This is a genomic window from Bradyrhizobium sp. ARR65 (genome assembly GCF_000472385.1).
Classification (GTDB): Bacteria; Pseudomonadota; Alphaproteobacteria; order Rhizobiales; family Xanthobacteraceae; genus Bradyrhizobium.
Genome location: NZ_AWZU01000053.1, coordinates 1 through 19647, shown reverse-complemented (window position 1 = coordinate 19647; position 19647 = coordinate 1). Strand labels below are relative to the sequence as shown.

Below are 19647 nucleotides of genomic sequence, written 5' to 3'. Positions count from 1 at the left end.
GCATCAAAATACACCCAAATGGTGCGCAACCCTAGGGCGGTATTTTGCAACCATTCCGAGGTGAAGTTCCCTTCCTTCGTTCCACTTTCAACACCGGGCGATTTGACAGAGGGGCTGGCACCACCCATGTTCGGACCCAAAGGGGACGGTTCGAGTCTTAACGGAACCGCCCTAGATTCTCCCGTAAGTCACTGGAATTACATGAATATCGTCATTGTGGAGTCGCCGGCGAAAGCCAAGACGATCAACAAATATCTAGGCTCGTCCTACGAGGTTCTGGCCTCCTTCGGCCATGTCCGCGACCTCCCGGCGAAGAACGGATCGGTCGATCCGGACCATAATTTCAGAATGATTTGGGAGGTCGACCCCAAGGCGGCAGGCCGGCTCAACGACATTGCCAAATCCTTGAAAGGCGCCGACCGCCTGATCCTGGCAACCGACCCTGATCGCGAGGGCGAGGCCATCTCCTGGCACGTGCTGGAGGTGTTGAAGGAGAAGCGCGCACTCAAGGACCAGAAGATCGAGCGCGTGGTCTTCAATGCCATCACCAAGCAGGCGATCTCCGAGGCCATGAAGAACCCGCGCGAGATCGACGGCGCGTTGGTTGACGCCTATATGGCGCGCCGCGCGCTGGACTATCTGGTCGGCTTCACCCTCTCCCCTGTGCTTTGGCGCAAGCTGCCTGGCGCCCGCTCGGCGGGCCGGGTGCAGTCGGTCGCGCTGCGGCTGGTCTGCGATCGCGAGCTCGAGATCGAAAAGTTCGTGCCGAAGGAATATTGGTCGCTGGTCGCGACCCTGCTCACGCCGCGCGGTGAGGCCTTCGAGGCCCGCCTGGTCGGCGCCGACGGCAAGAAAATTCAAAGGCTCGACATCGGCTCCGGCGCGGAGGCCGAGGCTTTCAAGAAGGCGCTGGAAGCGGCCGCCTTCACCGTCACAACGGTCGATGCCAAACCGGCGCGGCGCAATCCGCAGGCGCCCTTCACCACCTCGACCTTGCAGCAGGAAGCGAGCCGCAAGCTCGGCTTTGCCCCGGCGCACACCATGCGCATCGCCCAGCGCCTTTATGAAGGTATCGATATCGGCGGCGAGACCACCGGCCTCATCACCTATATGCGTACCGACGGCGTGCAGATCGCAGGCGAGGCGATCACGCAGGCGCGCAAGGTGATCGGCGAGGACTACGGGAATGCCTATGTCCCCGACAGCCCGCGCCAGTACCAGACCCGCGCCAAGAACGCGCAGGAAGCGCACGAAGCGATCCGTCCGACCGACTTGTCGCGCCGGCCTGACGCCATGCGTCGCAAGCTCGATGCCGATCAAGCCAAGCTTTATGAGCTGATCTGGAAACGCACCATCGCCAGCCAGATGGAATCGGCCGAGCTCGAGCGCACGACCGTCGATATATCGGCGAAGGCGGGTGGACGCGTGCTCGAGCTCCGCGCCACCGGGCAGGTCATCAAGTTCGACGGCTTCCTCGCGCTCTATCAGGAAGGCCACGACGACGATGGCGACGAGGAGGACGGCCGTCGCCTGCCCGCCATGAGCCAAGGCGAAAACTTGAAGCGGCAAAACCTTGCCGTCACCCAGCACTTCACCGAGCCGCCGCCGCGCTTCTCCGAAGCTTCGCTGGTCAAGCGGATGGAAGAGCTCGGCATCGGCCGTCCCTCGACCTATGCCTCGATCCTGCAGGTCCTCAAGGACCGCGGTTATGTGCGGCTGGAGAAGAAGCGGCTCTATGGCGCCGACAAGGGCCGCGTCGTCATCGCGTTCCTGGAAAACTTCTTCCGCCGCTATGTCGAATATGACTTCACGGCCGACCTCGAAGAGCAGCTCGACCGCATCTCCAACAATGAGATCTCCTGGCAGCAGGTGCTGAAGGATTTCTGGCGCGACTTCATCGGCGCGGTCGATGATATCAAGGATCTGCGCGTTGCCGAGGTCCTGTCCGCGCTCGATGAGATGCTCGGCCCACACATCTATCCGCCGCGCGCCGATGGCGGCGATCCCAGGCAGTGCCCGACCTGCGGGACCGGCAAGCTGCATCTGAAGGCCGGCAAGTTCGGCGCCTTCGTCGGCTGCTCGAACTATCCGGAGTGCCGTTACACCCGTCCGCTCGCCGCCGACAGCGAGGCAGCCAACGCCGACCGCGTGCTCGGCCAGGATCCCGAGACCGGCCTCGACGTCACCGTCAAGGCCGGTCGCTTTGGTCCCTACATCCAGCTCGGCGAGCAGAAGGATTATGATGAGGGCGAAAAACCCAAACGCGCCGGGATCCCCAAGGGCACCAATGCTGCGGACGTCGACCTCGAGCTCGCGCTAAAGCTGCTGTCGCTGCCGCGTGAGATCGGCAAGCACCCGGAGACGGGCCTTCCGATCACGGCCGGCATCGGCCGGTTCGGACCGTTCGTGCGCCATGACAAGACCTATGCGAGCCTGGAAGCCGGTGACGAGGTCTTTGACATCGGCTTGAACCGCGCCGTCACCTTGATCGCGGAAAAGGCGGCCAAAGGTCCAAGCCGCCGCTTTGGCGCCGATCCCGGCAAGGTGTTGGGCGATCATCCAAGCCTCGGGCCCGTCGCGGTGAAGAGCGGACGCTACGGCGCCTATGTCACCGCGGGCGGCGTCAACGCCACCATCCCGAGCGAGTTCGAGAAGGATAGCGTCACGCTCGAACAGGCGATCGCACTGATCGACGAACGCGCGGCCAAGGGCGGCAGCAAGGCCAAGACCAAGGCCGCAAAGACCAGGACGGCCAAACCCGCCAGGGATGAGACCGAAGCCGCGAAGCCCGCGAAAAAAGTCGCGGCGAAGAAAGCGGCGGTCAAGCCGAAGCCGGAGGCCACCAGCAAGGCGCGTGCACCGGTGGCAAAGGCGGCCAAGACATCTGCCGCAAAACCCGCGCCGGCTTCAAAACCGGCGGCGAAGAAGAGCGCCGGAAAGGCTCGCTGACGACGGTGAAAAAGCAGAAGGACAATGGCTTTCCCGACCGTAAGGCCATTGTTGCCTTCATCCGCCAAAATCCTGGCAAGGTCGGGACACGCGAGATCGCCCGCGAGTTCGGGTTAAAAAACGCCGACCGCGCCGAGCTCAAGCGGATCCTGCGCGAGCTCGCCGACGAAGGTACCATCAAGAAGCGCGGCAGGAAGCTGCAGCAAACCGAGGCCCTGCCGCCGACTGTCGTCGCCGACATTACCGGCCGCGACCGCGACGGCGAATTGATCGCGGCGCCGACCGAATGGGACGAGGTCGAAAGCGGCGAGCCGCCAAAGATCCGCATCCATATGCCGCGCCGCGGACGTCCCTCCGCCACGGCCGGTGTCGGCGACCGCGCGCTGCTGCATGTCGAGCCCTCCGACGAGGGCGACGGTGCGGCCTATCGCGGACGCATCATCAAGATCATCGATCGCGCCAAGAGCCGCATTCTTGGCATCTTCCGCAAGCTTCCCGACGGCGGCGGACGGCTGGTCCCCGTCGACCGCAAGCAGGCCGGACGCGAGCTCAACATCGGGCAAGCCGACAGCCAGGGCGCGCAGGACGGCGACCTCGTCAGCGTCGACCTCATCCGCACCCGCGCCTTCGGCCTCGCCTCCGGGCGGGTCAAGGAGCGGCTCGGCACGATCGCGTCGGAAAAGGCGATCAGCCTGATCGCGATCCACGCCCACGATATCCCAATGGAGTTCTCCAAGGCCGCGCTGCGCGAGGCCGAGGAAGCGCAACCTGCAACGCTCCGGGGCCGTGAGGACTGGCGCGAGGTGCCGCTCGTCACCATCGATCCGCCGGACGCCAAGGACCATGACGACGCGGTGCATGCGGAAGCCGATCCCGATCCGAGGAACAAGGGCGGCTTCATCCTCCACGTCGCGATTGCCGACGTCGCCTTCTATGTGCGCCCCGACTCCGCGCTCGACCACGACGCCTTGATGCGCGGCAACTCGGTCTATTTCCCCGACCGCGTGGTGCCGATGCTGCCCGAGCGCATCTCCAACAATCTCTGCTCGCTGGTGCCGGGTGAGCCGCGCGGCGCGCTCGCCGTGCGCATGGTGATCGGCGCCGACGGCCGCAAGCGCTCGCACAGCTTCCATCGCGTGCTGATCCGCTCGGCCGCAAAACTTCATTACGCGCAAGTGCAGGCGGCGATCGATGGGCATCCCGACGACACCACTGGCCCTCTGCTCGATCCGATCCTCAAGCCGCTTTATGCGGCGCATGAGGCGATCAAGCACGCGCGCAAGGAGCGCGACCCGCTCGATCTCGACATTCCCGAGCGCAAGATCCTGCTTAAGCCCGACGGCACCGTCGATCGCGTCATCGTGCCGCAAAGGCTCGATGCGCATAAATTGATCGAGGAGTTCATGATCCTCGCCAATGTCGCCGCGGCCGAAATGCTGGAGAAAAAGGCGCTGCCGCTGGTCTATCGCGTGCACGACGAGCCGAGCTTCGAGAAGCTGCAGGCGCTGCAGGAATTCTTGCGCACGCTCGACCTGCCGTTTGCGAAGGGCGGACCGCTACGGCCTTCCTTGTTCAACCGCGTGCTGGCGCAGGTTCAGGGGCAGGACTACGAACACCTGGTCAACGAGGTGGTGCTGCGCTCGCAGGCGCAGGCCGAGTATTCGGCCGAGAATTACGGCCATTTCGGCTTGAACTTACGCCGCTACGCGCATTTCACCTCGCCGATCCGGCGCTATGCCGATCTGATCGTGCACCGCGCCCTGATCCGCGGGCTGGGGCTTGGCGAGGGAGCTCTGCCGGATGGCGAGTCGCTGGAAACGTTGAGCGAGATCGCCGCGCAGATTTCCGCAACCGAACGCAGAGCCATGAAGGCGGAGCGCGAGACCGCCGATCGTCTGATCGCGCACCATCTCGCCGACCGCATCGGTGCGACGTTTCAGGGCCGTATTTCCGGGGTTACCCGCGCCGGCCTGTTCGTCAAGCTCGACGATACTGGCGCCGACGGCTTCATTCCGATGCGCTCGCTGGGGAGCGAGTATTACAATTACGACGAAACCCGCCATGCTCTGGTCGGTTCACGCTCCGGAGCCACCCATCGGCTCGGCGATGTGGTAGATGTGCGGCTGGTGGAGGCGCAGCCGGTCGCGGGTGCGCTGCGGTTCGAGCTTTTGAGCGAGGGCGAATTCGCGCCCACGATGCGCCGGCGGGACGGCGCCAGGATGCGCGCTGCGCAATTGCGGCGCGCCACACGTGAGAAGGGCCGCAAGCAGGACCGGACAAAGGCCCGCAAGGCAAAGGCGGGCAAGACCAAGCGAGGCAAGTGATGGACAGTGCAAATCCGGTCACCAAGGTGTGGACCCGCGAGACGGGCGACACCACCGCGCGTGAAAAGCGCGATCTCTGGCTTGCGATGAAGCGCGGCTTTCGCGGCAGATGCCCGCGCTGCGGCGAAGGCAAGCTCTTTCGCGCCTTCCTGAAGGTGGACAACAACTGCTCGGTCTGCGGCCTGGACTTCACGCCGCATCGCGCCGACGACCTGCCGGCCTACCTTGTCATCGTCATTGTCGGGCATGTCGTCGTGCCGCTCGCGCTGATGATCGAAACCGAATATGCGCCGCCGATCGCATTGCAGCTTGCGATCTATCTTCCTTTGACGTTGATCCTGTCGTTGCTCCTGCTGCAGCCGGTGAAAGGCACCGTGGTCGGCCTGCAATGGGCGCTGCGCATGCATGGCTTTGACGACGAAAACGGCTATAGCGACGACCCGCCGCTGTAGACCGATCCTCGACCGCCGTCATCGCCAGCAAAGCGGAGCAATCCTCAGCGGATGCAGCCTGGATTGTTTCCGCCTACGCGCAAAGGCGCTTCGGCGGGACTTCACGCCTCGCCATAGCTCGCGCAGCGAGCGACGGTGGGTCGTCGCTTGCGCTCCTCGCAATGACGGTGGATAAGTCTTGGAAAAAGGAACAACGAGATCGCCGGGGTGGAGATGACGGAAGCAGCGACAGCGGCCAAAGAAGAAAAGCGGGAAGAAAAAGAGGCCGACCACCATCCCTATTACCGGCCGAAGGATGCCGCGACCCTGATCCTGGTCGATCGCGCCGGTCCCATTCCAAAGGTTCTGGTCGGCCGGCGCCACGACAAGGTCGTGTTCATGCCCGGCAAATTCGTCTTCCCGGGCGGCCGTGTCGATAAGACGGATCATCGCGTGCCGGTCGCGGCGCCCATTCCGAAAGAGCTCGAAGCCAATCTCCTGAAAGGCAGGCCGAAGATCACTGCCTCCCGTGCCAAATCGCTTGCGATCGCCGCGATCCGCGAAGCCTGCGAGGAGACCGGCCTCTGCCTGGGACGCAAGACCGATCGCTCCGCAGGTCTCGACGGTCCCTGGGCGCCATTCGCGCAAGCAGGCCTGCTGCCGGATCCGTCCGGGCTGTTCCTGATTGCCCGCGCCATCACGCCGCCCGGCCGCGTGCGCCGTTTTGATACGCGCTTCTTCACCGCGGACGCCTCCGCCATCACTCATCGCGTGGAGGGCGTGGTGCATGCGGACGCCGAATTGGTCGAACTCGTCTGGGTCGAGCTCGGCTCGAAGCCGCTGGCCGACCTGCACCCGATGACCAAGAACGTCCTCGGCGAACTGGAGAGACGGCTTGCCGCCGGACCGCTCCGACACGACGCGCCAGTGCCGTTTTTCCATTTCTACGGCGGCAAGATGCAGAAGGATGTGTTGGGGGCGTAGCCCCTTGACGTCGTTCCGGGCGCAACGAAGTCGCGAATCTCACATGCGCAATTGCGCATCGGGGACGGGTTCGCGCTTCGCGAACCCCGGAATGACGGGCGTGCCATAAGGCAATCCAAAAACAAAATAATCTTCCGTCGTCCGGCGCTGGCGCCGTCCCGCGCCCTCCCTATCTCTTTTCAACGATCCCATCAGCGGAAAGCGGGCGATGACACAACGTCAACTCAAGCTCGGCGCTTTCATGCGCCCGGTCTCAATCCACACCGGCGCGTGGCGCTATCCCGGCGCCTGGCCTGACGCCAACTTCAATTTCCCGCACCTGAAGGACCTGATCCGGAAATTGGAGGCGGGCAAATTCGACGCCTTCTTCATGGCCGATCACCTGGCCGTGCTGAACATGCCGATCAATGCCTTGAAGCGCAGCCACACCGTGACCTCGTTCGAGCCGTTCACGCTGCTCTCGGCGCTCTCGAGCGTCACCGAAAATATCGGCCTGATCGCGACCGGCTCGACCACGTTTGACGAGCCCTATCACATCGCCCGCCGTTTCGCCTCGCTCGATCACATCTCCGGCGGCCGTGCCGGATGGAATATCGTCACCACCTCCAATCCCGATGCCGCCCTGAACTTCGGCCTCGACGATCACATGGAGCACGCCGAGCGCTATCGCCGCGCGCGCGAGTTCTACGACGTGGTGACGGGATTGTGGGACTCCTTCGCCGACGACGCCTTCGTCCGCGATGTCGAGCAAGGCCTCTACTTCGATCCCGCAAAAATGCATGTGCTCGACCACAAGGGCAAATATCTGAAAGTACGCGGTCCGCTCAACATCGCCCGGCCTGTGCAGGGCTGGCCGGTGATCGTGCAGGCCGGCGCATCCGAAGACGGCAGGCAGCTTGCGGCGGAAACCGCGGAAGCGGTGTTCACCGGCGGCGGGAGTCTTCCCGACGGGCAGAAGCTCTATGCCGACATCAAGGGCCGCATGGAAAAGATCGGGCGCAATCCAGAGCATCTGAAGATCCTGCCGGGCGCCTTTGTCGTGGTCGGCGACAGCGTGGAAGAAGCCAAGGAGAAGCGCGCACTGCTCGACAGCAGGGTGCATTACGACAGCGCCATCGCCTCGCTCTCGGTGATCCTGGGCACCGACGCCTCCGGCTTCGATCCCGACGGGCCGCTGCCGGAAATCCCCGAGACCAATGCCTCCAAGAGCGGGCGGCAGCGGCTGATCGACCTCGCCGCCCGCGAAAAGCTGACCGTGCGCCAGTTGGCGCAGCGCGTCGGCGGTTATGGCGGGCTGTCCTTCGTGGGCACGCCCCAGACCATCGCCGATCAGATGCAGGAATGGCTGGAGAGCCGCGGCAGCGACGGCTTCAACATCATGTTTCCCTACCTGCCGCAGGGGCTGACCGACTTCGTCGACAAGGTCATTCCGGAACTGCAGCGGCGGGGCATCTTCCGCACGGAATATGAGGGCAAGACGCTGCGCGAGAATCTGGGCCTGCCGCGGCCGAAAAACCGGTTCTTTGAGGGTTAATCGCGCGGAATCGGCGCCTTTTTCGGCCCGAAATCCTTGACTTTGGGCCGTATCTCGCTAGGTTGCCGGCAATTCAAGCGGTCCGGTTTTGGCCGGCGCCCTGCCCAGGCTCCCAGAATCGAAGGTTTCAAGACATGGCCAAAGCGGTCACCATAAAGGTCAAGCTCGTGTCCTCGGCGGACACCGGCTACTACTACGTCGCCAAGAAAAACTCGCGCACCATGACCGAGAAGCTGGTCAAGAAGAAGTATGACCCGGTCGCGCGCAAGCACGTCGAGTTCCGCGAAGCAAAAATCAAGTAACATCGCGGGAATGCTGCTGACTTCCGACGGGGCCTTGGGCCCCGTTTTTATTTGCGGCGGAAGGCCACGCTTTCGCCGTTCAAGCCTTCGGGCATGATCCTTGCCTCGCGCTGTCGCCGGATCATGCTCTCATCCGGTCCGGACAAAAGGTTCGCCATGATCGCAACCTTGGACGAAGGCAATGTTGGCGGCTATTCGGTCACCTACGAACGCGACGAGAGCTACTTTCCAGTCTACATCACGGCTGCGCTCGCGGCGATCTTTCTCACCGCCACCTGGATCACCGGCGCGCTCTATTGGTTGCTGCCTGCCGCGGCGGCCGCCGCCTTCACCTACTACAACATGCCGCTGCTGGAGACCGGCCGCCCCACGATCGGCGCCAATCAATACGGCATCTTCATCCAGGCCTTCGGGCTGATCCGCTGGCGCGCCATCGAACGCATCGACCTCGTCGAGATCGCCGAGCGCGCCATGACGGTCCATGAATTGCAGATCGTGCTCAACGTCCCGCTCTCGAGTGCCCTTGTCGCCGATTGGCGCAAGCAGCCATTCCACCGCCGCTTCATGCGCCTGCCCTGGCGGATGAATCACAGCAACATGGTGCGGATCGATATCGAGCCGTTCGACCAGCCGCCGGACGCGATCCACCGCACGTTCCTGCGCATGTGGCGCTATTATCGGAGTTAGTTCCTGAGAGGCTGCCAAGCAGGCGTCTCGAAGGATCACGGCTCGAGAGTATGACCTCTCCTCACGTCCTCACCACGACGTTCGCGTACTCATCCGCCCGCATCCCGTAGGTCCAGGCAACCGCCTCGCGCGCGGTCTGGATATTTGCGGGCACCTGCAGGAAGAAGTGCTTATGCGTGCCGTCCGGCTCCGGCGTCGCGTTGATCACCTCGACGGCGGACCAGATGTCATAGTTGAACCAGATCCTGCGCCAGAGCACGCCCGTTTCGTCCGCGGCTATTTTTCTCGCACCGCCAAGCGCCACAAAACGCTGCGGCGTCATGATCTCGATCATGCAGCGGCGGAGCTGGACGTTGGTCTCGGCGTCGATCGCGGCGAGCGTGATCGTTCCCGGATGTTCGATCATCCAGCGCGGCACCTCCACGCCCTTCCAGGCGAAGACCGACCAGCCATCGGCAAAGCGCAGCGCCGGGCCGCTCGCATGATGCAGACGCGCCTCCGCGTCGCCGCGCAGCACGTTCGGCCGCTCCGAAAGCCAGCAGGTGTGCTCGTGCGGCTGCAGCCAGCCCACATTCATCGCCACCTGCCAAAGCCCGAGCAGCGGCTCGGTCTCCTCCCTCAGGTCGAGGACATCGCGGACATATTCGTAAGGCCCGAGCCAGGACAGTTCGGCTGGCCCCGCAGCGCTGTAGCGAAAGCCGTCGCGCCCCAGCAGCACATTGAGCGTGCCCCGCCACGAGAGCGGACGCGAGCCCTGGAGGCGACCGAGCAAGGATCTGCCGTCATGCGCCGCTCCCGTCCCCTGCACGACGGCGTCCACGACAGAGGCGATCAGCGCATCGGCGGGATTGACCGCCCGCTCGACCTGCGCCCGGATCCGCGCGCGCAGGCGTGCCCGCACGCGCGCTGCGGCCTGCCGGCGCGGCCGGTCGATAACGGCCGATTTCACGTTCGGACCCTCGGTGCGCGATGCCCGGCGCGCGCGATCGGACAGGTCGACCGGACTGTCGCACCAGATCATGCGGCTCGGCGGATTCAGCTCCGCGGTCTGGTAGGCAAGCCGAACGCCCTGTTCAGCCGCCACGCGATCGCATGGAGCGGTCGAGCGGCGGATCGCCAGCCAGCGCACCCGATAGCGATCGAGCGCGGCCGTCTGCTCAGCCGTCAGCGCCTCAATCGGCGAGGACGCGCGCATCCCTGGGCCCGAGCTCGCGCTGCCGGCGGACGCGGTAAGTTCCGCGCAGCAGCGTGATCGGCGCATGTTCCTCATGCGTCACCCGCGCGTAAGGGGACGTGACCTGGACATGGCCGAGATAGAGGCCTGGGGGGATATCGGCCGCGAGCTTCTCGTCCCGGAATAACGTCACGCGCTCGGCGATCGCGTGGCGATGGCCGCTCTCCTCGCCTTCCGCCAGCACCATGGCCACGCCGTCGAGATTTTCGGTCACCGTGCCCGACGGAGCCGTATCGGCAACGCGCTCAAGCAGCAGGTCTCCTTGCGCAAAGATCTCCCTCATCGCCGTCTCCTTGTGCTTTCGAGCACCCGGCGGCGTGCTGGGTGCTCTTTCGTTCCACCCGATGTCTTAATGTCTTTAAGCCTCATCCGGCGCGGAGGTTCGCGCCGCATGAGGATCTTTTATGTTGGCCAGTATAGCACGATCAGTGCACGACTTCTCCGTGCAGTGCGAGATCGAGCCCATCGCGCTCCGCATCCTCGGAGACCCGCAAGCCCACGAACATCTTGACGACGAACAGGATGATCAGGCTGACAACGGCGTCATAGATGAACACCGTCGCCACGCCGATGCACTGGTTGACGAACTGGCCGGGGTTGCCTTCCAACACGCCGGCGGTACCGCCATATTGCTTCACCGCGAAGACGCCCGTCAGCAGGGCACCCACGATGCCGCCCAGCGCGTGGACGCCGAAACAATCCAGCGCGTCGTCATAGGCAAACATCCGTTTCAGCCCGGTGCAGCCCCAATAGCAGACGACGCCGGCGGCGATGCCGATGGCAAAGGCGCCGACCGGGCCGACAAAGCCGGAGGCCGGCGTGATGGCGACGAGGCCCGCCACCGCACCGGAGCAGATGCCGACCACGGTCGGCTTGCCCTTCAGCGCCCATTCCACCAGCATCCAGGTGAAAGCAGCCACCGCGGTCGCGATCTGCGTCACCAGCATGGCCATGCCGGCCTGCATGCCTGCGGTCACCGCGGAGCCAGCGTTGAAACCGAACCAGCCGACCCACAAGAGCGAGGCGCCGATAAAGGTGAGCACCATGTTGTGCGCCGGTCCGGTCTCGACGCGCTTGCCGAGCATGATGGCACACATCAGCCCCGCGACGCCCGCATTGATATGCACCACCGTCCCGCCGGCGAAGTCGAGCACCTTGACCCAGGCATCGTCGTTGCCTGCGGCGAAGATCCCGTCGGGACCCCAGACCCAGTGCGCGATCGGTGCGTAGACGAAGATCGCCCACAGGCCGATGAACCAGAGCATCGCCGAGAATTTCATGCGCTCGGCAAACGCGCCGGCGATCAGCGCGGGCGTGATGATCGCGAACGTCATCTGGAAGCAGATGTAGACGCTCTCAGGGATCGTTGGGGCCAGCGGATTGGGATTGCCGATGCCGCCGGCGCCGATATCGCTCAGGATGTCCTTCAGAAACATGCGGTCGAGCCCGCCCACGAACGGCGAGCCGGCCCGGAACGCCATGCTGTAGGTCAGGATCGCGAACAGGATGGTGACGAGGCAGGTGACCGCGAAGCTGGTCATGACAGTGTCGCCGACGTTCTTCTTGCGCACCATGCCGCCATAGAACAGGCCCAGGCCCGGAATGGTCATCATCAGGACCAGCGCCACCGAGGTCAGCATCCAGGCGGTGTCGCCGGAGTTCGGTGTGCACTTCTCCAATATCTTCCCGCCGCAGGCCGGCGGCGCGTCGTCGGCAAACGCAAGGTCACCCAGCGCGAGCCAGAGGAGCGCAACCCCCGCCAGCGCCACTAAGAATGTCGCGAGCCTCCGGCGCGCGAATTTCCCCGATTCCATTGTCGTCCTCCTTGTCCCAAGTGTTGCTTGTCCCAAGTGTTGCTTGTCGCAAGTGTTGTCGGCGTGTTGCAGTGCAGGCTTCTTGGAGCTCCTGGTGTCTGGGCGCAGGTGAACGGCAGGCGACGCGAAGTGCTGCGCACGCCTTTTCGCCGTCCTGGCGTTGCTTGGAATGAAGTGCGATCGCCCGACGGGCGACCTGCAGAGGCTGCAGGCGGATCGATCCGAATGTCGGGCGCAGAAACCTTGCCCGGCGCCGCTGTGGGGCCGTCGAGCCGTACCGGCTGGAGATTGGCGGCGACGAGCCTCATGGCTGACCGGCCTTGTCCTTGGCAAGCCCAAGGTCGGGAAAACGTCAGCGACGTTTCCCGACTCCAATTCTTAGCCAGCCTCAGTCAAGATTCGTGCCATTCACGATAACGGCGCAACCACCTGACTTCCTGCGGATTTTGCGCCTTTGCGGCGGAGAACAGTTTTCTCCTGCCGCTTTACTCGGCAAATATCAGCCCAAAGAATAGGCGGCAGTTCAGGCGGGACGCAGCATCGGCGGAGCCGTTGGCCGCAGCAGCGCGAACGCAACCTGGATAATACCGGCCGCCAGTCCCACGGCTACTGCGATCCGCCAGGCCAGGCCGTACGAGCCAAGCGCGTCGTAGATCAGCCCGCCGCCATACGCGCCGACAAAGCTGCCGATCTGATGGCTCATAAAGGCAAGGCCCTGGATCATCGCCTGCCATTGCAGTCCGAACATTTCCGCGACCGCGCCGGCAACCAGCGGCCCGACGCCGAGCCACAAAAATCCCATCAGCGCCCCGAACACCAGCGTCGTGGTCGGCGTCGGTGGCAGCATGAAGTACCAGGCGAGCACCAGCGAGCGGCAAACATAGATGCCGCCGAGCAGCGCGAGCTTGTTCCAGCGCCCACCAGCCCAGCCGAAGAACAGGCTGCCGAGCACGTTGAAGCCGCCGATCACACCAAGCGTCTGTGCGCTCAGCATCGGGTCCATGCCGCAGATCAAGAGATAAGACGGCAAATGCGTGGTGATGAAGACGAGCTGCATGCCGCAGACGAAATAGGCCAACGTCATCACCACGAAGGACGCGTTGGCAAAGGCCATGCTCGCCGCGGCGCCGGCGGAGATGTTGCCGCCGATCTGGCCGGACGACCGCTCGGGCAGCGGTAGCTTGTCGGCGCGGCCGGCAAACCAGGCGGCGGGAAGCAGGAACAGCGCGAGCACGACAAAGCCGCCAAGGCCGAAGCGCCAGCCATAGCTCTCATTGAGCACCTGCCCGATCGGCGCCGATAACAGCGCTCCCAGCGAGCCCGCCCCCGAAACGATACCCAGCACGGCGCTGCGCACGCTTTCAGGCACCGCGCGCGTCGCAACCGACATCGCAATCGCCGCCGCCGTGCAGGCCAGCGACATCCCGATCAGGACGCCCGCACCGATCATGACAGCAACAAAGCCATGCGCGCTCGCCATCAGCACCAGCCCCGCGATATAGAACAGCGCGCCCGCGATCATGATGGGCCGAAAACCGTGGCGCACGGTCAGCGCGCCGGCGAGCGGCTGCAAAAATCCCCAGGCGAGATTTTGCACCGCAATCGCGAGCGTGAACTCCGAGACCGAAATGCCGATGTCGTGCGTCAGCGGTTGCAGAAAGATCCCGAGCGACTGGCGCAGCCCCATGCTTAAGCTCAACATCGCCGAGGTGCCGATCAGGATCGGAAGCGCGGGACGCAGGGTCTTGGCGAGGGTCACGGTTGTCTTCTCCCCTTCTTCCGGCCGCTGTCTTAAGCGCGGCTTGATTACACAGGTCTGTGTAATTAACATGCGAAGCGCTGCCGCTTGTCAAGGCAAAAAGTAAACAGATCTGTGTACATGCCCGCCGCCGCCAAACCAGACATGAAAGAGCGGATCCTGCAGACCGCGGACCGGTTGTTCTATCTGAAAGGCATTCGCGCTATCGGCGTCGACACCATCGCCGCCGAGATCGGCATCAGCAAGCGCACGCTCTACAACCACTTTCCATCGAAGGACGAGCTGATCTCGGCCTATCTCAAGCGGCGCTTCGTAGTGGCAAAGCCATCCGAGAAATCTCCGCTCTCGCAGATCCTCGGCTATTTCGATGCGCTCGAGCGCCGCTTCTCAGCTAAGGATTTCCGCGGCTGTCCCTTCGTCAACGCAGTCGCCGAGCTCGGCCCAGAGGACCGCGCCGTGAAAAAGATCGCGATCGCCTTCAAGGAAAGCCGCAGGGTCTGGTTTCGTGATCTTCTGGCGCAGCTTGGCGTCGCCGATGCGGAAGGCTTGGCGACGCAGCTTGTGCTCCTGGTCGATGGCTCGATCGCTCAGGATCTCGTACGCGACGACCCCGCAATGGCGCGGGCGGCGAAGGCGGCGGCGAAGGTGTTGCTAAAGAACGCGGGGGTGGATGTGGGCGAGATCGGCGGTGCCGCGGAAGCACCGTGAAGCGTTTCGCAGCAGCCAGCTTCCACATTTCGAGCTGTCATCATTCGCGAGAGCGGATGATCCGGCGTTCCATTGGCGTCAGCGCCCTCCCGTCATGCATCATCGCGACACGCCTTCGCGTCAAGAGAGGCGAGCAGCACGCGCCAGTGTTCAGCCAGCCGCCGCTGGAACAGCATGAGCTCAAAGCCATGACGCGCGACATGTTCCTGCGGGATGTCGTCCCAGCCGCGATGCTCGACCGTCACCCGGGTCTGATCGCCTATCGCCTCGAAGCGCACGTCAAGCTGTGTCGACTGGCCCGGCGCGAATGTCGCCTGACGCCATGTGAGTGCAAGCCGTTCGCCGGGCTTCCAAATGGTGATGGCCGACCTCGAACTCTTTCCCGTTCGCCAGTGTTGCGACGAGCCGCCCACCCTCGCCCTGCTCGAAGCGAAGACGGCCGTCGCCGCGCGGCGTCAGGGCGAACAGGACGTTGGGCCGCCACCACTCCCCGATTTCTTCGGTGAAGGCTTCAAACGCCCGCAGCGGACTGGCGCTAACCCGGATCGAAACGATGACTGCCGCGGTCATTTTCGCTTCTTCTCGACATGCGCCTTGAAGCCCGAAAGCTGCGCGGCCCACATCGCTTCGGTGTCGGCGAGCCAGCGCTTCAGCTCCGCCATGGCGCCATCTTTCAGCGCATAGATGCGAACGCGCGCGTCAAATTCTGGATGGGTCTCCGCGACCAGCCCACTCTGCTTCAATTGACGCAAATGCCGGCTCATCGCCGGCGCCGGCAGGCCCAGCGCGTCCGCAAGCTCGCCCGCCCGGCGCGGCCGCTCGCCAACCAGCTCCACCGCGCGGCGGCGATGGGGGTCGGCGAGCGCCGCGAAAGTCTTGTCGATACGGGAGCTCAATCGAGCCGCTTCTTCGTGGTGAGGCCGCTTGCCCGGTCCCACTCGTCCGGCGTCATCCTTCTCTCGGTGACGCCGAAGGTCCAGATATGGCCTTCCGGGTCGCGAGCGCGATAGGTGCGGTCGCCATAGAACTGACTCGCAGGCTCCTGGACGATCTCCGCGCCCGCTCCACGCGCGCGCTCGCAATGCGCGTCGATGTCCTCGCCTTCTGCGAGCTGGACGTGGACAGTCTGCGTGTTTTTGCCGCCGATGGATTTTGGGCTCTTGTGATCGGCGCTCCACTCATTGCCGACCATGACGACGGAATTTCCGAAGGTCATCTCTGAATGACCGAGATTGCCCTTGGCGTCGAGAATGACAAAGAGCGGCTCGAACCCGAAAGCCTCTTCGAGCCAGCGATAGGCGGACTTCGCATCCTGGTAGCAGACGGCGCTTGAAAGTCCCTTGGGCCGGTACGGGTCAGTCATGTGAGGCCTCCTCAAGCAGCAGCGATGCTGTTAGTTAGCCAAACATGAAATATTTGTCAAATATTGAAATTATGTGGGCCGTTGCAGCATTGCTGCGCCGCTTGCTGTGATGCGCTTGGGTGAAGGTGCCGCGCCGGCGGCGGCGAGCTGCGCAAGCGTGCGAGACCGAAAGGGCCGCCAGGACTCGAGATCGGCGAGCGCGACTAATACAATTCGTCCTTCATCGAAATATTTGCGCTGCCATTCGAGGTAGCTTGCATCTTTCGATCGGTGCCCGAGAGCAACGCTCTGCCATGGAACGACACGCCTTCCAAACCCCAAACATCGTGCTCGAGCTCGCCCTGCTGGTCGTGCTCGCCACGCTTTGGGGTGCTTCCTATTCCTTCATCAAGATCGGCGTCGAGACGATTCCACCGATCACGCTGATCGCGGCGCGCACCTCGATTGCGGCACTGGTGCTACTCGGCGTCATGCGCTCGCGCCGCATGTCGCTGCCATCGGATGTCGAGAGCTGGCGGCGCTTTGTCTTCCAGGCTTTCCTTAACAGTGTGATCCCCTGGACGCTGATCGCCTGGAGCGAACGGTTTGTCGATGCGGGCCTTGCCACCATCCTCAACTCGGCTTCACCGATTTTCGCGTTCCTGCTCACCATGGCAATCACCCGGCACGAGGCCGCAACTCCCCGCAAGCTGTTCGGCATCGCGGCCGGCATGGCCGGGATTTGCCTGATCGTCGGCGTGCAAGCATTTCAGGACCTCGGCCGCGCGCTGGTCGCCGAGCTCGCGATTGTTGCGGCGACCGTCTGCTATGCCTGCGCGGCGATCTTCGGCCGTAACTTTGCGGGCCTCGATCCGCTTGCCCCGGCGGCCGGATCGCTGATCGCGGGCGCGGCGATCCTTCTTCCGTTAGGTCTCGTGACCGAGCAGCCCTGGAGGCTGAACCCGTCCACAGCATCTCTGCTGGCTCTGCTCGCGCTCGCCATCTTTTCCACCGCGCTCGCCTTTGTGATCTATTTCCGCCTGATCCAGACCCTGGGATCCGTCGGCACGACGGCACAGGCCTATCTGCGGGTACCGGTCGGGGTCGCGATCGGTGCGCTCCTGCTCGGCGAAAAGCTTACCGCGACGGCCTGGGTTGGCCTTGCCTGCGTGGTGCTGGGGGTCGGCGCGATGACTATTCCGCCGCGCAAAGCCGCAGAGCCCAGAGCTGCTTGATTTGGCGAAACGCGTCGGCAAGACGCGGGCGAATGGCGTCGCGAAAATGCAGAGCTATGTCTGTCCACGCTCTCACTTGTCAACATCCGCGAAAAGCAGATGATCCAGTATTCCAGCGACGTCAGCGATCAAATCGAGAGAGCTCGGCTTACTGGATACCCCGCTTTCGCGGGATATGCCGCCGAAGTCGTGAAATCGGCGTGCTCACCCAAGCCGGCCTTCACTGTTCGATCCGCCGAACAAGCCGTTCAGTTTTCACCCTATTATCGAGCAAGTGGGCAACGGCTATCCATGCGCCGTCTTGAAGGGAGATCAATCATGTCCAGCATCGACCGGTCCGGCACGTTCATCCTCGGCGACCGTAGCGTGAAGCGGCTTGGCTACGGCGCGATGCAGCTCGCTGGGCCCGGTGTATTCGGCCCGCCCAGGGATCGTGATGCGGCACTGGCCGTGCTGCGCGAGGCCGTCACCTCCGGCGTCAATCATATCGATACAAGTGACTTCTACGGCCCGCACATCACCAACCAACTCATCCGCGAGGCGCTGCATCCTTATCCGGACCATCTCGTCATTGCCACCAAGCTCGGCGCCCGGCGCGGTGCGGATGGATCGTGGAATCCCGCCTTTTCGCGCGAGGAACTCACCCAGGCGGTGCACGACAATCTCCGCAATCTCGGCCTCGATGTGCTTGATGTGGTCAATCTCCGCGCCATGTTCGACGCGCATGGCCCAGCCGAGGGCTCGATCGAGGCGCCGCTCACCGTCCTCGCCGAGCTCCAGCGTCAGGGTCTGGTGCATCACATCGGGCTGAGCAACGTGACGCCCGCCCAAATCGCCGAAGGCCGCCGAATCTGCCGGATCGTCTGCGTGCAGAACCACTATAATCTGGCTCATCGGGCCGACGACGGCTTGATCGACGATCTCACCCGCGATGGCATCGCCTATGTGCCATACTTTCCGCTCGGCGGGTTCAACCGGCTGCAGTCGTCCAGCTTGTCTAATGTCGCAGCCCGCCTTGGTGCCACGCCCATGCAGGTCGCGCTCGCCTGGTTGCTTCGTCGCGCGCCCAACATTCTCCTGATCCCCGGCACCTCCTCTATCGCGCACCTGCGCGAGAATCTCGCCGCGGCCGAACTCGATTTGCCGGATGATGCAATCAAGGCGCTCGACGAGGTCGCAGCGCGTGCTGGTCCGATGTCTGGTTAGCGGCAAGCTCGGAATATCGATCAGCGCGGCGCGCTGCGAGAGGCTTCAAGACTGAGCGATCTTCCTTACTGCGGCCAATCCTTGCAGAGCGTGATTCCGATCATGATCAGCGCGCCGATTGCGACCGCCACCGGGCAGATAAACGGCAACTCTTCCAGCACGCCGACAACCACCGCCCGGACGCGGAGTGTTCTTTTCATATGCGCGAAGCGCCAGCCTGCCACACCCATCGGACATCTCCGTTTGGCCCCCAGCAGCGGCGGTCTGACTGTTCAACGCGAAACGATCCCCGGCTATAGCCAATTCGGGTGTATTCCTAGATCAAGGTGAAGGAACCCTTGGGAAATTGAATACCGTGGCGTCGAGTGGAAAGGGCCAGTTAAATTCTGCGACGGGAAACGACCGGCACGTTTCCTTAGCGCGAGGGTGCAATCCGACTAGCGCAAAAGTTTCATTGCTGAACTGATTGGTGCACGAGCGCACCGAGTGGAGTTCTTACGCCTTGGCGGCATCAGCGTACCTAGCTGGCATTTCTAATCAATGTACGATTGCGTGCTATAGTTCATCACTGCTCCCACGATGTGGGCAGCATCTTTTCGATACAGCAAATTTATTCGGGGAGGACACACAATGCGAATGTCCTACGTTTTGTGCTTCTTGCTCGCAGCGTTTTCAGCGCCTGCGGCGGCTACCGATCTCAAGCAGGAGGTGGAAAAGATCGGCTCTGCAGTCGCGGAAAACTTCAACAAGCAGGACGGCGCAGGCATCGCTGCGCTGTACGCGGCCGGTGGTGCTCTGTAAGCTTCCGCCGAGCACCGCCTTCCGGATCGCGTTTTGGCGTGAGATGGTTTGCTGATTAATTTGCAAGCAAATGAGCAAACGTGACGACGGTTACGGTTCTNTCCGGTCCGGAGCGGCGTCGGCGGTGGACCNCTGCCGAGAAGCTTCGGATCGTGGAGGAGAGTCGGGCGCCTGGGGCCAGTGTTGTCGAGGTTGCGCGACGCCATGATGTTCACCGCAATCTGGTTACGGTTTGGCGGCGGCAGGCGCGCACAGGCGTGCTCGCTTGCGGGCTTGAGCCGAAGCCGGGGCAGGATGACGAAGTCCGTTTTGCGGCAGTCTCCGTTGCGCCGGATCG

20 protein-coding genes are annotated in these 19647 nt (G+C 63.5%); 12 read left to right on the top strand and 8 right to left on the bottom strand.

Annotation, left to right across the window (positions count from 1 at the left end; genetic code table 11):
• Nucleotides 1-201 precede the first annotated feature (201 nt).
• From topA to F758_RS0136010, 7 genes are all read left to right on the top strand, one after another.
• Nucleotides 202-2949, top strand: a complete 2748-nt coding sequence (gene topA, locus F758_RS0136045) for a type I DNA topoisomerase (RefSeq protein WP_024512407.1) — start codon at nt 202-204, stop codon at nt 2947-2949.
• A gap of 5 nt (nt 2950-2954) precedes the next feature.
• Nucleotides 2955-5273, top strand: coding sequence for a ribonuclease R (gene rnr, locus F758_RS0136040; RefSeq protein WP_024512406.1), 2319 nt, complete (start codon nt 2955-2957; stop codon nt 5271-5273).
• Nucleotides 5273-5725 (top strand): DUF983 domain-containing protein, encoded by a 453-nt coding sequence (locus F758_RS0136035; protein ID WP_024512405.1) that lies wholly within the window; start codon nt 5273-5275, stop codon nt 5723-5725. The genes rnr and F758_RS0136035 overlap by 1 nt, the downstream gene beginning before the upstream one ends.
• Nucleotides 5726-5938: 213 nt before the next feature.
• Complete coding sequence (locus F758_RS0136030) at nt 5939-6688, top strand: NUDIX hydrolase (protein WP_024512404.1); 750 nt, start codon at nt 5939-5941, stop codon at nt 6686-6688.
• A gap of 208 nt (nt 6689-6896) precedes the next feature.
• Nucleotides 6897-8222: an LLM class flavin-dependent oxidoreductase gene (locus F758_RS0136025; RefSeq protein ID WP_024512403.1), complete on the top strand. Its 1326-nt coding sequence runs from the start codon at nt 6897-6899 to the stop codon at nt 8220-8222.
• A 134-nt stretch (nt 8223-8356) separates the two neighbouring features.
• Nucleotides 8357-8524, top strand: a complete 168-nt coding sequence (gene rpmG / locus F758_RS0136020; protein ID WP_024512402.1) for a 50S ribosomal protein L33 — start codon at nt 8357-8359, stop codon at nt 8522-8524.
• A 156-nt stretch (nt 8525-8680) separates the two neighbouring features.
• The gene (locus F758_RS0136010; RefSeq protein ID WP_024512401.1) at nt 8681-9211 is read left to right on the top strand and encodes a hypothetical protein; all 531 of its coding nucleotides are present in this window, start codon (nt 8681-8683) and stop codon (nt 9209-9211) included.
• A gap of 61 nt (nt 9212-9272) precedes the next feature.
• Here F758_RS0136010 and F758_RS46840 read toward each other — a convergent pair whose 3' ends face one another.
• From F758_RS46840 to F758_RS0135990, 4 genes are all read right to left on the bottom strand, one after another.
• On the bottom strand, nt 9273-10406 hold the full coding sequence (locus F758_RS46840; protein WP_024512400.1) for a DUF6745 domain-containing protein: 1134 nt from the start codon (nt 10404-10406) through the stop codon (nt 9273-9275).
• A complete protein-coding gene (locus F758_RS0136000; RefSeq protein WP_051387139.1) occupies nt 10384-10728 on the bottom strand; it encodes a DUF8820 family protein in 345 nt (114 codons plus the stop codon). Before F758_RS0136000 ends, F758_RS46840 begins: the two co-directional genes overlap by 23 nt.
• A gap of 142 nt (nt 10729-10870) precedes the next feature.
• Nucleotides 10871-12259 (bottom strand): ammonium transporter, encoded by a 1389-nt coding sequence (locus tag F758_RS0135995; RefSeq protein ID WP_024512398.1) that lies wholly within the window; start codon nt 12257-12259, stop codon nt 10871-10873.
• A 523-nt stretch (nt 12260-12782) separates the two neighbouring features.
• A complete protein-coding gene (locus F758_RS0135990) occupies nt 12783-13961 on the bottom strand; it encodes an MFS transporter (RefSeq protein WP_502689204.1) in 1179 nt (392 codons plus the stop codon).
• A gap of 201 nt (nt 13962-14162) precedes the next feature.
• Here F758_RS0135990 and F758_RS0135985 point away from each other — a divergent pair, with 201 nt between their 5' ends.
• On the top strand, nt 14163-14726 hold the full coding sequence (locus tag F758_RS0135985) for a TetR/AcrR family transcriptional regulator (protein WP_035724297.1): 564 nt from the start codon (nt 14163-14165) through the stop codon (nt 14724-14726).
• Between the two features lie 92 nt (nt 14727-14818).
• Here the strand turns inward: F758_RS0135985 and F758_RS45345 are convergent, their stop codons facing one another.
• The 3 genes from F758_RS45345 to F758_RS0135970 all read right to left on the bottom strand — a co-directional run bounded on the left by F758_RS45345 (nt 14819) and on the right by F758_RS0135970 (nt 16089).
• The gene (locus F758_RS45345; protein ID WP_084305931.1) at nt 14819-15139 is read right to left on the bottom strand and encodes an SRPBCC domain-containing protein; all 321 of its coding nucleotides are present in this window, start codon (nt 15137-15139) and stop codon (nt 14819-14821) included.
• A gap of 153 nt (nt 15140-15292) precedes the next feature.
• Complete coding sequence (locus F758_RS0135975) at nt 15293-15622, bottom strand: ArsR/SmtB family transcription factor (RefSeq protein ID WP_024512395.1); 330 nt, start codon at nt 15620-15622, stop codon at nt 15293-15295.
• Nucleotides 15619-16089 (bottom strand): VOC family protein, encoded by a 471-nt coding sequence (locus F758_RS0135970; RefSeq protein WP_024512394.1) that lies wholly within the window; start codon nt 16087-16089, stop codon nt 15619-15621. The genes F758_RS0135975 and F758_RS0135970 overlap by 4 nt, the downstream gene beginning before the upstream one ends.
• A 293-nt stretch (nt 16090-16382) precedes the next feature.
• Here F758_RS0135970 and F758_RS0135965 point away from each other — a divergent pair, with 293 nt between their 5' ends.
• Both F758_RS0135965 and F758_RS0135960 read left to right on the top strand, forming a co-directional pair.
• A complete protein-coding gene (locus F758_RS0135965) occupies nt 16383-17303 on the top strand; it encodes a DMT family transporter (protein WP_024512393.1) in 921 nt (306 codons plus the stop codon).
• 318 nt (nt 17304-17621) lie between these two features.
• Nucleotides 17622-18509 (top strand): aldo/keto reductase family oxidoreductase, encoded by an 888-nt coding sequence (locus tag F758_RS0135960; protein ID WP_024512392.1) that lies wholly within the window; start codon nt 17622-17624, stop codon nt 18507-18509.
• 65 nt (nt 18510-18574) lie between these two features.
• On the opposite strand, the gene F758_RS51175 is transcribed toward F758_RS0135960, so the two are convergent.
• Nucleotides 18575-18739, bottom strand: coding sequence for a hypothetical protein (locus F758_RS51175; protein WP_198026645.1), 165 nt, complete (start codon nt 18737-18739; stop codon nt 18575-18577).
• Nucleotides 18740-19139: 400 nt separating this feature from the next.
• Here F758_RS51175 and F758_RS50225 point away from each other — a divergent pair, with 400 nt between their 5' ends.
• Nucleotides 19140-19310: a hypothetical protein gene (locus tag F758_RS50225; RefSeq protein WP_157450328.1), complete on the top strand. Its 171-nt coding sequence runs from the start codon at nt 19140-19142 to the stop codon at nt 19308-19310.
• Between the two features lie 152 nt (nt 19311-19462).
• Nucleotides 19463-19647: transposase (locus F758_RS48580; RefSeq protein WP_245286695.1), on the top strand; the 185-nt coding region annotated here is incomplete at its 3' end.